12 protein-coding genes are annotated in these 14,805 nt (G+C 50.3%); 11 read left to right on the forward strand and 1 reads right to left on the reverse strand.

The genetic code is table 11. The features are described from left to right. The first annotated feature begins 4 nt into the window (after positions 1-4). The 10 genes from BMX82_RS08350 (at position 5) to BMX82_RS08395 (ending at position 11,768) form a co-directional block, all read left to right on the forward strand. A complete protein-coding gene (locus BMX82_RS08350) occupies positions 5-601 on the forward strand; it encodes a 50S ribosomal protein L25/general stress protein Ctc (protein ID WP_091767829.1) in 597 nt (198 codons plus the stop codon). 16 nt (positions 602-617) lie between these two features. After that, on the forward strand, positions 618-1,190 hold the full coding sequence (gene pth, locus BMX82_RS08355; protein ID WP_036911495.1) for an aminoacyl-tRNA hydrolase: 573 nt from the start codon (positions 618-620) through the stop codon (positions 1,188-1,190). A 1-nt stretch (position 1,191) separates the two neighbouring features. After that, complete coding sequence (locus tag BMX82_RS08360) at positions 1,192-1,572, forward strand: RNA-binding S4 domain-containing protein (RefSeq protein WP_036911493.1); 381 nt, start codon at positions 1,192-1,194, stop codon at positions 1,570-1,572. Between the two features lie 7 nt (positions 1,573-1,579). Beyond that, positions 1,580-2,572, forward strand: coding sequence for a calcium/sodium antiporter (locus BMX82_RS08365; protein ID WP_036911564.1), 993 nt, complete (start codon positions 1,580-1,582; stop codon positions 2,570-2,572). Positions 2,573-2,650: 78 nt separating this feature from the next. Beyond that, entirely contained in the window at positions 2,651-3,343 is a 693-nt protein-coding gene (locus BMX82_RS08370; RefSeq protein ID WP_036911491.1) for a queuosine precursor transporter, read from the forward strand. Continuing rightward, positions 3,340-3,801, forward strand: a complete 462-nt coding sequence (queF, locus tag BMX82_RS08375; protein WP_091767832.1) for a preQ(1) synthase — start codon at positions 3,340-3,342, stop codon at positions 3,799-3,801. The genes BMX82_RS08370 and queF overlap by 4 nt, the downstream gene beginning before the upstream one ends. 251 nt (positions 3,802-4,052) lie before the next feature. Then, complete coding sequence (locus BMX82_RS08380; protein WP_091767835.1) at positions 4,053-5,834, forward strand: oxaloacetate decarboxylase; 1,782 nt, start codon at positions 4,053-4,055, stop codon at positions 5,832-5,834. 116 nt (positions 5,835-5,950) lie between these two features. Further along, positions 5,951-6,487, forward strand: coding sequence for an HD domain-containing protein (locus BMX82_RS08385; RefSeq protein ID WP_036911484.1), 537 nt, complete (start codon positions 5,951-5,953; stop codon positions 6,485-6,487). A gap of 175 nt (positions 6,488-6,662) precedes the next feature. After that, complete coding sequence (locus BMX82_RS08390) at positions 6,663-9,500, forward strand: putative LPS assembly protein LptD (RefSeq protein ID WP_255396580.1); 2,838 nt, start codon at positions 6,663-6,665, stop codon at positions 9,498-9,500. Between the two features lie 12 nt (positions 9,501-9,512). Next, complete coding sequence (locus BMX82_RS08395; RefSeq protein WP_036911480.1) at positions 9,513-11,768, forward strand: monovalent cation:proton antiporter family protein; 2,256 nt, start codon at positions 9,513-9,515, stop codon at positions 11,766-11,768. Here the strand turns inward: BMX82_RS08395 and pepT are convergent. After that, the gene (gene pepT, locus BMX82_RS08400) at positions 11,758-12,981 is read right to left on the reverse strand and encodes a peptidase T (protein ID WP_091767841.1); all 1,224 of its coding nucleotides are present in this window, start codon (positions 12,979-12,981) and stop codon (positions 11,758-11,760) included. The two genes, BMX82_RS08395 and pepT, sit on opposite strands and share 11 nt — an antisense overlap. Before the next feature lie 744 nt (positions 12,982-13,725). On the opposite strand from pepT, the gene BMX82_RS08405 reads away from it, so the two are divergent. After that, entirely contained in the window at positions 13,726-14,406 is a 681-nt protein-coding gene (locus tag BMX82_RS08405) for a DUF2971 domain-containing protein (protein WP_091767844.1), read from the forward strand. The last annotated feature ends 399 nt before the right edge of the window (positions 14,407-14,805 follow it).

Genomic DNA, 14,805 nt, shown 5'->3' on the forward strand with positions numbered 1-14,805 from the left:
CACAATGAAAGAAATCAGCGTAAGTGGCCAGAAGCGTGCCACAACTGGTAAGAAGGCAACCAAAGAGTTGCGCAAGGAGGGACTCGTTCCCTGTAATCTGTATGGTGAGAAGAAGGCCGAGAATGGTATGCCCGAGGCATTGTCATTCGCTATTCCCGCAGCCCAGCTGCGTAAGGTTGTCTACACTCCTTATGTATACGTAGTTAATCTGACTATCGACGGTGAGGCTCACAAGGCTGTCATCAAGGAGCTTCAGTTCCACCCCACAACAGACGCACTGATACACGTAGACTTCTACGAGGTAAGCGAGAACAAGCCCATTACTATTGGTATTCCCGTTAAGCTCGTTGGTCATGCTCAGGGTGTTCGCGATGGTGGTCGTCTGAATCAGGCAGAGCGCAAGCTGAACGTTACCGCTCCTTACAAGCAGATTCCTGAGGAGCTGGAGATCGACGTTACCGAGCTGAAGCTTGGTAAGGCTATCAAGGTTGCTGAACTGAGCTTCGAGGGTCTCGAGATCGCTACTCCTGCCCAGGTTGTTGTATGTTCAGTTAAGGCTACACGTGCTTCTCGTTCTGCTGCTGCCCAGGCTGCAGAGTAAGCAGTAAGCCAACACCATGGACAAATTTCTGATCGTGGGACTGGGTAATGTCGGCGATGAGTACGATATGACCCGTCATAACACAGGCTTTATGGTATTGGATGCTTTTGCAAAGGCATCCAATATTCATTTTGATGATAAGCGTTATGGTTTTGTTGCCGAGACTTCGCTGAAGGGGCGCAAGGTGTTCTTGCTCAAACCCTCCACGTTTATGAATCTCAGTGGTAACGCTGTACGTTATTGGCTGAATAAGGAAAATATCGAACAGTCTCGTCTGCTGGTTATCAGTGATGATGTGGCCCTTCCTTTAGGCGCTTTCCGACTGAAGGCTGGAGGTTCTAATGGCGGTCACAACGGCCTTGGACATATCCAGCAGTTGATAGGTCAGAACTATGCCCGTCTGCGAATGGGTATCGGTAATGACTTTCCGAAAGGAATGCAGGTCGACTGGGTGCTTGGAAAGTATAGCGACGAGGAACTGAAAGAGCTGCAGCCCAGCATCGATCTGGGTGTCGATATCATCAAGTCGTTTGTACTGGCTGGCATCGATATCACCATGAATCAGTTTAACAAGCTTGGTAAGAAATAATATGGATGAGGCAAGGATAGACAAGTGGCTGTGGGCAGCGAGAATCTTCAAGACTCGCTCCATTGCGGCCGACGCCTGTAAGAACGGTCGCGTCACCATCGGTGGCGTCAACGTGAAGCCTTCGCATATGGTGAAGACAGGCGAGACGGTGAGCGTGCGCAAGCCACCCATCACTTATTCCTTCCGTATTCTGAAGACTATCGAACAGCGAGTAGGGGCTAAGCTCCTGCCTGAGATTTATGAGAATGTGACGGCTCCGGAGCAGTATGAACTCCTGGAGATGACGCGTATCAGCGGCTTTGTGGATCGTGCAAGAGGTACGGGCCGCCCTACGAAGAAAGACCGTCGCTCGTTGGATGCGTTTATCAACGAAATGGATTAATCCTATGATGCTACTACTCAACATCGTTTACATCATCGTGGGTGTCGCCCTTGTGCTGTGGGGAGCCGATCGCCTTACCGATGGAGCCTCTTCGCTGGCTCGTGGCATGCGTGTTCCCGAAATCGTGATTGGTCTCACCATCGTGGCAGCTGGAACGTCGGCCCCAGAGATGTTCGTCAGTCTGGTGTCAGCCATCAAAGGCACACCTGATATGGCTGTGGGTAATGTGATTGGCTCGAACATCTTCAACACGTTGCTGATAGTAGGCTGTTCTGCCGTGATTGCCCCGATGGTGGTTACGGCTTCGACGGTGAAGAAGGATATTCCTTTCGCAGTAGGCGCTTCCCTGCTGCTCTTCATGCTCTGTTTCGACGACATGGACTCGCCACACCTCTGGGGTAATGATATAAGCCGTTCCGACGGTATCATTCTTCTCATAGGCTTCATGGCCTTTATGATCTACACCTTCCAGATGGCCAGCAAAGACGGACTTCTGCCCAATAATGAAGAGGAGCTGGGCGTGGTGCGTGAGAAAGAGCCCCGAGATTACAGTAAACTGTGGCGCAATCTGGGCTTCATGGCTTTAGGGTTGGCGTGCCTGATCTTCGGTAGCGATCTCTTTGTCGATGCCGCCACCTATGTGGCCCATCGCTATGGTGTGCGTCAGAGTGTGATAGGCCTTACCATCGTGGCTGGCGGAACCTCGCTGCCAGAGTTGGCTACGAGTGTGGTGGCAGCCCATAAAGGCCGTTCGGCCATCGCCATCGGAAACGTGATTGGCTCGAACGTCATGAACATCCTCCTGGTGCTGGGTATGACTGCCTTTATCCATCCCCTCCGTATCATGGGTATTACGATTGTCGATCTGATGATGATGCTTGTCAGCGTAGGTATCTTATGGCTCTTCGCCTTCACCAAGTATTACGTGTCGCGTCGTGAAGGTTTCATCCTTATCCTCTTCTTCGCCTGCTATATGGCATGGCTATTATATCTTCTTTAAGTATAAACACAGGGGTACTTGAGGCATAAGCCGGCGAGGTAGGACCTTGCTCAACCCCCTTTATCAAAACAAGAAAAAATGGAAAAAAAGAAAGAACAGAAAATCAGTGTGCTGTTCATGTTCTACAGCGTACTGTTCTGCGTTTGCCTGATTACGGCAAACGTACTCGAGACTAAACAGATCTCTTTGGGACCAGCTAACATGACGGCAGGTCTGATTGTGTTCCCCGTTAGCTACATCATCAACGACGTGGTGTGCGAGGTGTGGGGCTATAGCCGTACACGCCTGCTCATCTGGCTCGGCTTCGCCATGAACTTCATGTTCGTACTCTTCGGTGCTGTGGCCGACTGGATCCCTGGTGCTCCCTATTGGGACGGAGAAGAGGGGTTCCATCAGATTTTCGGACTCGCTCCCCGTATTGCTGGCGCTTCGTTCCTGGCCTTCCTGGCAGGATCGTTCATCAATGCCTACGTCATGAGTAAGATGAAACTGTCGTCAGACGGTAAGAACTTCTCATATCGTGCCGTGATGAGTACCGTCTTCGGTGAGCTGACAGACTCGGTTATCTTCTTCCCCCTCGCTCTGGGCGGTGTCATCCCCTGGGAAGAGATGCCCTCGCTTGTCATCACTCAGGTGACCCTGAAGACCCTCTATGAGATTATTGTATTGCCTGTCACCATCCGTGTGGTCAATTTCACCAAGAAACACGACCACGAAGATGTGTTTGACAACGATATTGCGTATAATATATTTAAGGTAAAAGAGCTATGAGCAGAGAACAAGAAGGATTACAGCAACTCGGCAAGAAGACCGAGTACAGGATGGACTATGCTCCAGAGGTGCTTGAGACTTTCCAGAACAAGCATCCCGAGAACGACTACTGGGTGCAGTTCAACTGTCCTGAGTTTACGTCGCTTTGTCCTATCACAGGGCAGCCGGACTTCGCGGAGATCAAGATCATGTATATCCCTGGCGAGCGGATGGTTGAGAGCAAGAGTCTGAAACTCTATCTGTTCAGCTTCCGCAATCATGGTGATTTCCATGAGGACTGCGTGAATGTGATTATGAAAGACCTGGTGAAACTGATGGACCCCAAGTATATCGAGGTCATAGGTTTGTTCACCCCTCGTGGTGGCATCAGTATCTATCCTTACGCCAATTACGGTCGCCCCGGCACCAAATACGAAACCCTCGCCGAGCAGCGCCTCATGAATCATACTTTCAAATGATTTGTTAGTTCGCTTGACTGACCGAAAAAGAAAGTAATCCCCAAAACGTCCTGGGCTCTGAGCTCAGGACGTTTTCGCACCTTTCTTTGTTTCGTTTCTTTCGGTGACGAAAGAAATGAAAATCTTCTGTATAGATACTCGCGAAAAGCCTATACCACTACTAAAAAACATAAAAATATTGGTAATAATACCGCTATGTGCAGAAAAAGTGCTATATTTGCATTCAAATTTTGAAAAATAGCTAAAAAAATATGGCAAAGAAGAAGATTCAATTCAGTCTCGTGTACAGAGACATGTGGCAGTCCTCGGGTAAGTTCCAGCCCCGTAAGGACCAGTTGGAGCGCATTGCCCCGGCAATCATCGATATGGGCTGTTTTGCCCGTGTTGAGACCAATGGTGGCGCTTTTGAGCAGGTAAACCTGATGGCAGGTGAGAACCCCAACCTGGCAGTTCGCGCTTTCTGTAAGCCCTTCAACGAGGTAGGCATTAAGACCCACATGCTCGACCGTGGTCTGAACGCATTACGTATGTATCCCGTGCCCGACGATGTTCGAGCCCTGATGTATAAGGTAAAGCACGCACAGGGTGTCGATATTACCCGTATTTTCTGCGGTTTGAACGACACGCGTAACATCATCCCCAGTATCAAGTGGGCCAAGGAGGGCGGTATGACCCCTCAGGCAACACTCTGTATCACCACTTCTCCAGTTCACACTGTCGACTATTATGCAGCTATTGCTGACGAGGTGATTGCAGCTGGCGCTGAGGAAATCTGTCTGAAAGATATGGCTGGTATTGGTCAGCCTGCTATGCTGGGACAGCTCACTAAGGCTATCAAGACCAAGCACCCCGATATCATCATCCAGTACCACGGCCACTCTGGTCCTGGTCTGTCTATGGCTTCAATCCTCGAGGTTTGTAACAACGGTGCTGATGTGATTGACACAGCTATCGAGCCTCTGTCATGGGGTAAGGTTCACCCCGATATCATCTCTGTTCGTTCAATGCTGAAGAACGAGGGCTTCGAGGTTGCCGATCTTGATATGAACGCCTATATGCAGGCTCGTACGCTCACACAGGAGTTCATCGACGACTGGTTGGGTTGCTTCATCAATCCTGCTAACAAGCACATGTCTTCACTGTTGCTTGGTTGCGGTCTGCCTGGTGGCATGATGGGTAGTATGATGGCCGACCTCGGTCCTATCCAGAAGATGATCAACAAGGAGCGTGAGAAGAAGGGCGAGAATACACTCACTATGGACGATATGCTGGTTAAGCTGTTCAACGAGGTAGAGTACGTATGGCCAAAGGTTGGTTATCCCCCATTGGTAACCCCGTTCTCTCAGTACACTAAGAACATCGCCCTGATGAACCTCCTCACGATGGAGCAGGGTAAGGGTCGTTACGTGATGATGGACGACGCTATCTGGGGTATGATCCTTGGTAAGAGCGGTAAGGTGCCTGGCACTATCGCTCCTGAGCTCGTTGAGCTGGCTGAGAAGAAAGGTCTTAAGTTCACCGATGCCGATCCTCACACTCTGTTGGAGAACTCACTCGACACCTTCCGTAAGGAGATGGACGAGAACGGCTGGGACTACGGACAGGACGACGAAGAGCTCTTCGAACTGGCTATGCACCCAGAGCAGTATCGTCCCTTCAAGAGCGGTCAGGCTAAGAAGCAGCTGCTGGCTGATATCCAGAAGGCAAAGGATGCCAAGCTGGGTGGTGGTCAGAAGATTTCGCAGGAAGAGATCGACGCTATCAAGCACGCTAAGGCTGATGCCGTAAAGGCTCCTCTCGCAGGTCAGCTGTTGTGGGGCTTTGGTGGCGAAGGTGTTCTGGCTCCATGCGTAGAGCCATTCATTGGTCAGAAGTACGAGGAAGGCGACACCTTCTGTTATCTGCAGACCAAGTGGGGCGAGATTGTTGCTATCCCTGCTGCTATGGGCGGTAAGCTGGTAGACATCAGCGTTAAGCCTGGACAGAACATCCGTCAGGGCGACACCATCGCCTGGATCGAGCGCGAAGCTTAAACTTTAAGATATTAGGCACGGATTTACACGGCTTTAATTTTATTAAAGACACGGCTGTAGCAAAAAAGCAGTGTCTCTTATAAAGAGCCGTGTAATCCGTGCCAAATTTTTATTATATGGATTACCAATCGATAATTGATCGCTATTACCCTGAGGATAATGAACTGAAGAAGATTCTGATGGTTCATAGTCGTCAGGTGGCAGATAAGTGCTTGAAGATAGCCAAGGCCCACCCCGAACTGCGCCTTGATAAAGAGTTTCTCGAAGAAGCCGCTATGCTTCACGACATAGGTATCTTCCGATGCGATGCCCCTGGTATACAGTGCTTCGGTACAGAACCATATATCCGTCACGGCATCATTGGTGCAGAGATCTTGCGGGAACTGGGATGGGAGCGCCATGCCCGTGTGTGCGAACGCCATACTGGTACAGGCCTTTCAAAGTCGGAGATAGAACACCAGAATCTGCCTTTGCCCCATCAGGATTACCTGCCTGTGGAACTCGAGGAACAGCTGATCTGCTATGCTGACAAGTTCTACTCCAAGACCCATCCGGGCAGCGAACGCACAGTCGTAGAAGCCATGCACAGCCTCGAGAAGTTTGGCTGGGATGGCGTGAGACGTTTCCAGAAATGGGTGGATCTTTTTGAGTAAAAACTGCGATTAAGCGAGAGCAGAGCGATGCCTGCATCAGCGATGCCGAACGTGAGCAGCCTCGATACGAAGTATCAATAATAAAGGTAAATAAAATAAAAAAGTAAAAGGGGAATTTTGTAATTCCCCTATTTTATTGTACTTTTGCACCGTGAAAAGGAAATCGGCTATTTTTATGCTGCTTTTCGTCATCCTTTTTGTGATGGCAGAAGCGCCGATGTCGTTTGTGTCTGAAGCCATGAGGGCGTCAGAGGCAGACGATAGTGTCGATACCGATACCGTCCTCGTCGATACCACGCTTGTAAAGGGTGCTGCTGCGGCAAAGATCAAGCGCGACACCACCACGATGGACTCCATCGAACTGGCTGTCTATAAGCATAATAAGGCTGTTGACGACTCCCTCGAGCTCGACAGCATCAACCGTAGTCGTAAGAACGGTATAGACTCCCCTGTGGACTATGTAGCCAACGACTCGCTGACCTATGAAGCCACCTCAGGTCTGGCACATCTTTATGGAGAGTCAGACGTGAAATATCAGAACATGGAGCTCTCTGCAGACCATATCTATATGAGTCTCGACAGCAGTCTGGTTCATGCCGACTCACGTATCGACACGACGACCAACGAGCCCAAGGGCTCGCCCGTGTTCAAGATGGGCAGCGATGAATACCAGTCGGGCCCGATGGCTTTCAACTTCAAGACGAAGAAAGGTCTCATCAGCGATGTCTATACCCAGCAGGAAGACGGCTTCCTGACCTCAGAGGTCTCCAAGCGCGGCGCTAATGGTGAGATGTTCCTGCAGCATGGTCGCTATACCACTTGCGACGATCCTCACCCCGATTTCTATCTCGCCTTGTCGAGAGCCAAGGTGCGCCCTGGCAAGGATGTCGTGTTCGGCCCCGCCTATCTCGTTGTGGCTGACGTACCTCTGCCTCTCGCTATCCCCTATGGTTTCTTCCCCTTTACGAAGAGCTATTCCAGCGGTCTCATCATGCCAACCTATGGCGACGAGATGGCGCGCGGATTCTATCTCCGCGATGGCGGTTACTATTTCGCCCTCAGCGACAAGATGGACCTCAAGCTGCTGGGCGAGATCTACACCAAAGGCTCGTGGGGCCTCTCTGCTGCCTCAAACTACAGAAAGCGCTATCGTTACAACGGCTCGTTCTTTTTCAGTTACCAGAACACGGTGACGGGCGAGAAGAACATGCCCGACTATGCCAAGCAAACCAGCTTCAAGCTCCAGTGGAACCACTCTCAGGACGCGAAGGCCAACCCCTTCTCAACGCTGAGAGCCAGCGTGAACTTCGCTTCTACCAGCTATGAGCAGAACAACCTCACCTCGATGTACAACCCCCAGACTCGAACACAGTCTACGCGTACATCTTCTGTAGCGTGGAGCACCAATTTCTCCAGCATCGGAATGAACATCAGCGCAGGTATGCGTCTGAACCAGAATATGCGCGACTCAACCATCGGTATGTCGTTTCCCGAACTCAACATCTCTGTCTCCCAGTTCTATCCTTTCAAGCGCAAGAAGAGGGTAGGCACGGAACGCTGGTATGAGAAGATCTCGATGAGCTATACGGGAACGCTGAACAACGAGATCAACACCAAGGAAAACCTGCTGCTCCACTCCAAGTTCAATAAGGACTGGAAGAACGGCATGCAGCACGTGATACCCATCAAGGCCAATTTCACGGCTCTGGGCTATATCACCCTTTCGCCAAGCATCAACTTTACTGACAGGACCCTGTTCAGCAAGGTCAACAAGTCGTGGGATGCCGTCAATCAGCGTGAGGTGGTCGATACAATCTCAGGCTTCTATAATGTCTACAACTGGAGCATGAATGTTTCCGCATCTACTAAGCTCTACGGCTTCTGGGTGCCCAGCCGCAAGCTCTTTGGCGATAAGATCCAGGCCATCCGCCACGTCATCTCGCCAAGTGTCAGCTTCAGCTACGCCCCCGACTTCAGCGCAGAACGCTATGGCTACTGGAAGAAGTATCAGAAGACCGATGCCAATGGTAACGTGACCATGGTGTCCTATACGCCTTACTCCATCGGAGCCTATACCGCTCCCTCAGCGGGAAAGTCACAAACGATGAACTTCGAGCTGAGCAACAATCTGGAGATGAAGGTGAAGAGCGAGGACGACTCGACAGGCTACAAGAAGATCTCGCTCATCGACGAGTTCAGACTCTCCTCATTCTATAACTTCGCGGCCAAGCGTCAGCCTATGGGCCCCGTAGAGGCCAACCTGCGACTGAAGCTCTCGAAGAGCTATACGCTGAACCTCTCAGGCACGTTTGCCTCTTATGTCTACGAAGAAGACAGTCTGGGCAATATCGTGGAGAGCGAACACACCACCTATTGGCAGAAGGGCAAGATAGGCCGCTTCCAGGGCATCTCCCAGAACCTGTCGTATACCCTGAACAACGAGAAGGTGATGAACCTCATCAAGTGGCTCAAGGGCGAGAAGGTGGATAAGAAGAACAAGAACGCCCAGCGCGACGATGACGACGACTGGGAGAACGATCTTGAAACCAATGTCGACAGAGACATGGAGAAAGGCAAGCATGGCGCCCAGCGCAAGGGCGGCGACAAGGCCGAGACCGACGAAGACGGCTATATGACCTTCCAGTTCCCATGGAGCCTGAGCATAGGCTATAATATCAATATGACGGAGAACAGGGATAAGAGCAAGTTCAACTACAAAACCATGCGCTATCCCTATCATTTCACTCAGGGCCTGAACCTCAGCGGAAACTTCGCCATCAGCGACGGCTGGAACATCAATTTCTCGTCGGGCTACGACTTTGAAAACAAGAAGATATCTATGACCACGGCCTCACTCTCGCGCGATCTGCATTGCTTCAGCATGTCGTGCTCAGTGGTGCTGGCCCCTTATACAAGTTATAACTTCTCATTCAGGTGTAATGCGGCAACGCTCACCGATGCTTTAAAGTATGACAAGCGCTCAAGTTCTTCGAACGCAGTGCAGTGGTACTAAAACTAAAACAAGATGGCAGAACTACCTACTTTGATTCAAGACCTGGCCCTCATTCTGACGGTGGCAGGCATAGTGACCATTATCTTCAAGAAACTGAAGCAGCCCCTGGTTTTGGGCTATATCGTGGCAGGTTTCCTGGTAAGTCCCAGTATGCCTTATACCGCTTCGGTGGCTGATATGGACAACGTCCATCTCTGGGCCGACATCGGTGTCATGTTCCTCTTGTTCTCTCTGGGTCTCGACTTCTCCTTCAAGAAAATCCTCAAGATGGGCGCCTCGCCCATCATATCCACCTGTACCATCATCTTCTTCATGTCGCTGCTGGGTGCAGGAATAGGCTATCTCTTCGGGTGGGGCAGGATGGACTGCATCTTCCTTGGAGGTATGCTGGCCATGTCGTCGACCACCATCATCTATAAGGCTTTCGACGATCTGGGCCTTCGCCAACAGCAGTTTGCAGGCATGGTGATGAGTGTGCTCATACTTGAAGATATCCTGGCCATCGTCATGATGGTGATGCTGAGTGCCATCGCCAGTGGTAACAACCCCGATGGCGGACAGATGCTGGAGTCAGTATTGAGGATAGGTTTCTTCCTGGTGCTTTGGCTGGTGGTTGGTATCTTTGCCGTACCCCTCATTCTGAAGGCCGTTCGCCGCCTGATTAACAACGAGGTGCTGCTCATCGTCGCCCTTGGCCTGTGTTGCGCCATGGCCGTGTTCTCTACCAAGGTGGGCTTCTCGTCAGCCTTTGGTGCCTTTATCATGGGTAGCATTCTGGCCGAGACCGTCGAGGCCGAACATATTGAGAAGCTCGTCGAGCCCGTCAAGAATCTCTTTGGTGCCGTGTTCTTCGTGTCGGTAGGTATGCTGGTCGACCCCAAGATCCTGGTCGACTATGCCGTGCCCATCATGTGCCTCGTGCTCACCATTCTGGTGGGTCAGAGCGTGTTTGGCACCTTCTCGTTCATGCTGGGCGGCGAGTCGCTGAAGTCAGCCATGCGTTGCGGCTTCTCGATGGCTCAGATTGGTGAGTTCTCGTTCATCATCGCCTCGCTGGGCCTGTCGCTGGGCGTCATCGGCCATTTCCTCTATCCTGTGGTTGTGGCCGTATCCGTCATCACCACCTTCCTCACGCCCTACATGATCCGTCTGGCCACGCCAGCCTATAACAAACTGGAGAGTCATCTGCCCAACAAGCTCATCAAGTCGATGAACCAGATGGCTGTTGGCAACACCCATACCCATCAGAGCCTGTGGAATAAGCTGCTCAGGCAGATGGCCGTCAACACCATCATCTATTCCATCCTTTCCGTTGCAGGCATCGTGGTGATGTTCACCTTCGTGCTGCCCTTCACGCGCAAGCTGTTGCCTGGCTGGGAGCTCCATTGGTATGCCAACGCCATCACAGGCGTGCTCACCGTGCTGCTCATCGCCCCCTTCCTGCGTGCGATGGTCATGAAGAAGAACCATAGCGACGAGTTCCGTGCCCTCTGGGCCGAGTCTAACCGCAACCGTCCGCCACTCATCTTCACCATCCTGGTGCGCGGCTTCATCGCCATTAGTTTCATTTTCTATATCTGCAACTATCTGAGCCGCTTCACCAATGCCATTATGTTCACCATTGGTCTGGTAGTCGTCATTCTGATTATTCTCTCGCGTTGGATCAAGCACCGTTCCATCACCCTTGAGCGCCTCTTTATCCAGAACCTCCGTTCGCGCGACATCGAGGCTCAGGTACACGGCAAGAAGCGCCCGCTCTATGAAGGCCGTCTGCTCGACCGCGATATCCACATCGCCGACTTCCAGGTGCCCTATAACTCCATGTGGATGGGCTCAACCCTCAAGGATCTTGATCTGGGCCGCAAGTACGGCGTCCATGTCAGCAGCATCCTGCGTGGCGGCATGCGCATCAACATCCCCGATGGCGACTATATCATCTTCCCCTACGATGTGCTTCAGGTGATTGGTAGCGACGAGCAGTTCACCGTCTTCCGCGAAGCCCTTGAGAAAGAAGTCCTCGGACAGGATTACGAGTGGGAGAACCGCGAGATGAAGCTCCGCCAGCTGGTCATCGGTGCCGACAGTCCTTTCGTTGGCAAGACGCTCATCGAGAGCGGCATCCGCGACATCTATAGCTGTATGGTGGTAGGTCTTGAAGAGGGAAAGGAAAAGCTGTCTCCCTACAAGCCCACACGCAAGTTCCAGGCAGGCGACATCATCTGGGTCGTTGGCGAGAAAGAGTCAATCAACGCCCTGTTCAATCATTAAATCCCGCTGCCAGCTCGCAGATACGGATAATCACGCGCATGGCTTTCTCCATCGACTGTATGCTCACAAACTCATACGGTCCGTGGAAGTTCACGCCTCCAGCGAAGATGTTGGGGCAGGGCAGCCCTTTGAACGACAGCTGAGCGCCGTCTGTGCCGCCTCTGATGGGTTTTACCTTCGGAGCCACTCCGCAGTCCTGCATGGCGCGCAACACGATGTCTATCACGTGCATCTTCGAGTCAATCTTCTCCTTCATGTTATAGTACTGGTCCTTCAGCTCCAGCGTCACCGTGCCCTCGCCGTATTTCTCATTCATGGCTGCCACGATGCTCTCCATCTTGCGCTTACGCTCCTCAAACGTCTCGCGGTCGTGGTCGCGGATGATGTAGCTCATACTGGCCAGCTCTATGTTGCCCTGAACGCCCAGCAGATGGTAGAACCCCTGGTAGCCCTCCGTCGTCTCAGGACGCTCCTCCTCGGGCAGCATTGCCGCCAGCTCCATCGCCAGCAGATTGGCATTCACCATCTTGCCCTTTGCATAGCCCGGATGCACGCTCACGCCCTTGATGCGTATCTTGGCCGAGGCAGCGTTGAAGTTCTCGAACTCCAGTTCGCCCACGTCGCCGCCGTCCATGGTGTAGGCCCATTCACATCCGAACTTCTCCACGTCGAAGTAGTGGGCGCCCATTCCGATCTCCTCGTCGGGGTTGAAGGCTATGCGTATGTCGCCGTGCTTCACCTCCTGGTGATCCCTCAGCCAGCACATCGCCTGCACGATCTCCGCTATGCCCGCCTTGTCGTCAGCCCCCAGCAGCGTGTGTCCGTCAGTCACAATCAGGTCCTCGCCCACATGACTCAGTAGCTCGGGAAATTTCTTCGGACTGCTGACGATGCCCTCCGACAGCAGGATGTCGCTGCCGTCATACTGTCGCACGATATGCGGCTTGATGTCAGCCCCCGAGCAGTCAGGGCTTGTGTCGTAGTGCGAGATGAATCCGATGGTAGGAATGTCGCCCTTCGTGTTAGCCTTCAGCGTGGCGTAGATATAGCCCTTCTCGTCCATCTCCACGTTGCTCAGTCCCTCGCGCTCCAGCTCCTTCTTCAGGTATTCTGCGAAAACAAGCTGTTTGGCGGTACTGGGCACGCTGTCGCTCTCTTCCGACGACTGCGTGTCGAACTGTGTATAGTTTAAAAACCTTTCTGTGATATCCATATTTTAACTGCTTCTAATAACGATGCAAAGATACGAAAAATTTTTGGAATATGCAAGCAAATACGCCATCAATACGTATCTTTCTGTTTCGTATTTCCCTCCGGGCAAAGAGCTACTTTCGTTTATCGAAACCCCGCCCTTCCTCCGAGCAGAGTAGGGGCTCCTGACCAAGGATCCCGTCGATCTGCTGCAGTTGTTGCAGTGTTGCAGTTGTTTGAGAGCTTAGCGCATCCCTAAAAAAGGTCTATATATTATATATATTATATATATATAAATATATAGATTTACTTTTTCACCTTTTCCACACCATGATTCGAACTGCAACACTGCAACACTGCAGCAAAAACTGTCAGCCAAATCAGGAAAAAACTACTGTAAGCGCTGCATTGTTGCAAAGCACCGTGCTGCAAAATCGAAAATCGATAAAATGCTGCGAGGAAAAGGAGAAAAACTATATATTATATATTATATTATATAATATTATAATATTATATAATATAATATATAATATAACAATCATCCCCCCCCCCTCGCCTCGAACGAAAATATGAAAAATGCATTTGCAACTTTGCAGCACGGTGCGCGGTGCGCTTCTTTGCCTTTTCCTGAATAAGGTAGCCCCTTTTCCTATGAACGTTGATATTTATCGCGGAATTATTTGGTTAAATCGTTTTTTTTGCTTACCTTTGTAGGCAAATCATAAACCCGTTATATGAAACCTAACAATTACGCTAAACTTAAAATATGGAAGCAGATTTGATGAAAAGAACCTACTACAAATATCGTAGTCTGACAGATTTTGAACGTTTTCTTGATATTATAGTCAACAAGCGTTTCTATGGCGCTGTGAATAAAGAACTGAACGACCCGATGGAGGGTAGGTATAATAAAACAGGACTGGATTCAGACGACTTCGATAATATCAGAAAAAAGCTGGGATGTACGAGAATCTGCTCACTTCTGACAAAACAAGACAATCAGGATTTCCCCGACGATTATCTGATGTGGTCTCATTATGCAGATAGCCATAAGGGCTGTTGTATTGAGGTGGAGCCCACAGGGCAATATAATACGGGATGGGAACTTCTGGAGGTGAAATACAAGAATACGCTTCCCTTGATTGACGCGAAGAATCTGGATAAGGGGGTTAAGGATATATTGTCTGTAAAGACTCCTGTTTGGAAAAGTGAGCACGAGGTGAGGGCGGTGAAAATATATGATGAGAAAAATTTCAGTTCTTATTCGCCACATTATCATGTAAAGGTGAAAGCTGTGTATCTTGGAGATAGAATAACCTCAGAGAAAAGCCAGTTCTATAAAAAGATAATAACCAGTATAGACCCGACAATCAAGGTGTACAAGATCACTGAGGACAGGACAAATAAGGATTTCTATCCGTCACTGAAAGCTGAATTAATGAAATGAAAACTAGCAAATTCTTGCTAATTCTGCAAAAACTTGCAAGAATTTGCAAGGATTAGCGGCTTCCAAAATTAATATCTCAAGTCTCCATAAGTGATTCCATTGGGATTCAAACCCGCGAAAAAGCGAGCCAAAAGTATATTGGACTTTTTGAGCGAGAGTACCTTTGAGCAAAACTCAAGGGGGATATATCTGTTTCGTTCTTCACGCTATTATCAGAAGCATGAAACTCTTTCTTCTAGAACACGCAATTTGACTATTGATGTTTATGAACGAGATATGTGACAATTCTTGTATGTTCTTGGAGTAAACTCCATTTTTTATCTCATATTCGTTAAAATCTCGGCAAATAGAGATTATTTTGAAATTTTTTTCCTATCTTTGCAACTGCAATCCGAAAGG

Source organism: Prevotella sp. khp7 (genome assembly GCF_900109055.1).
Classification (GTDB): Bacteria; Bacteroidota; Bacteroidia; order Bacteroidales; family Bacteroidaceae; genus Prevotella.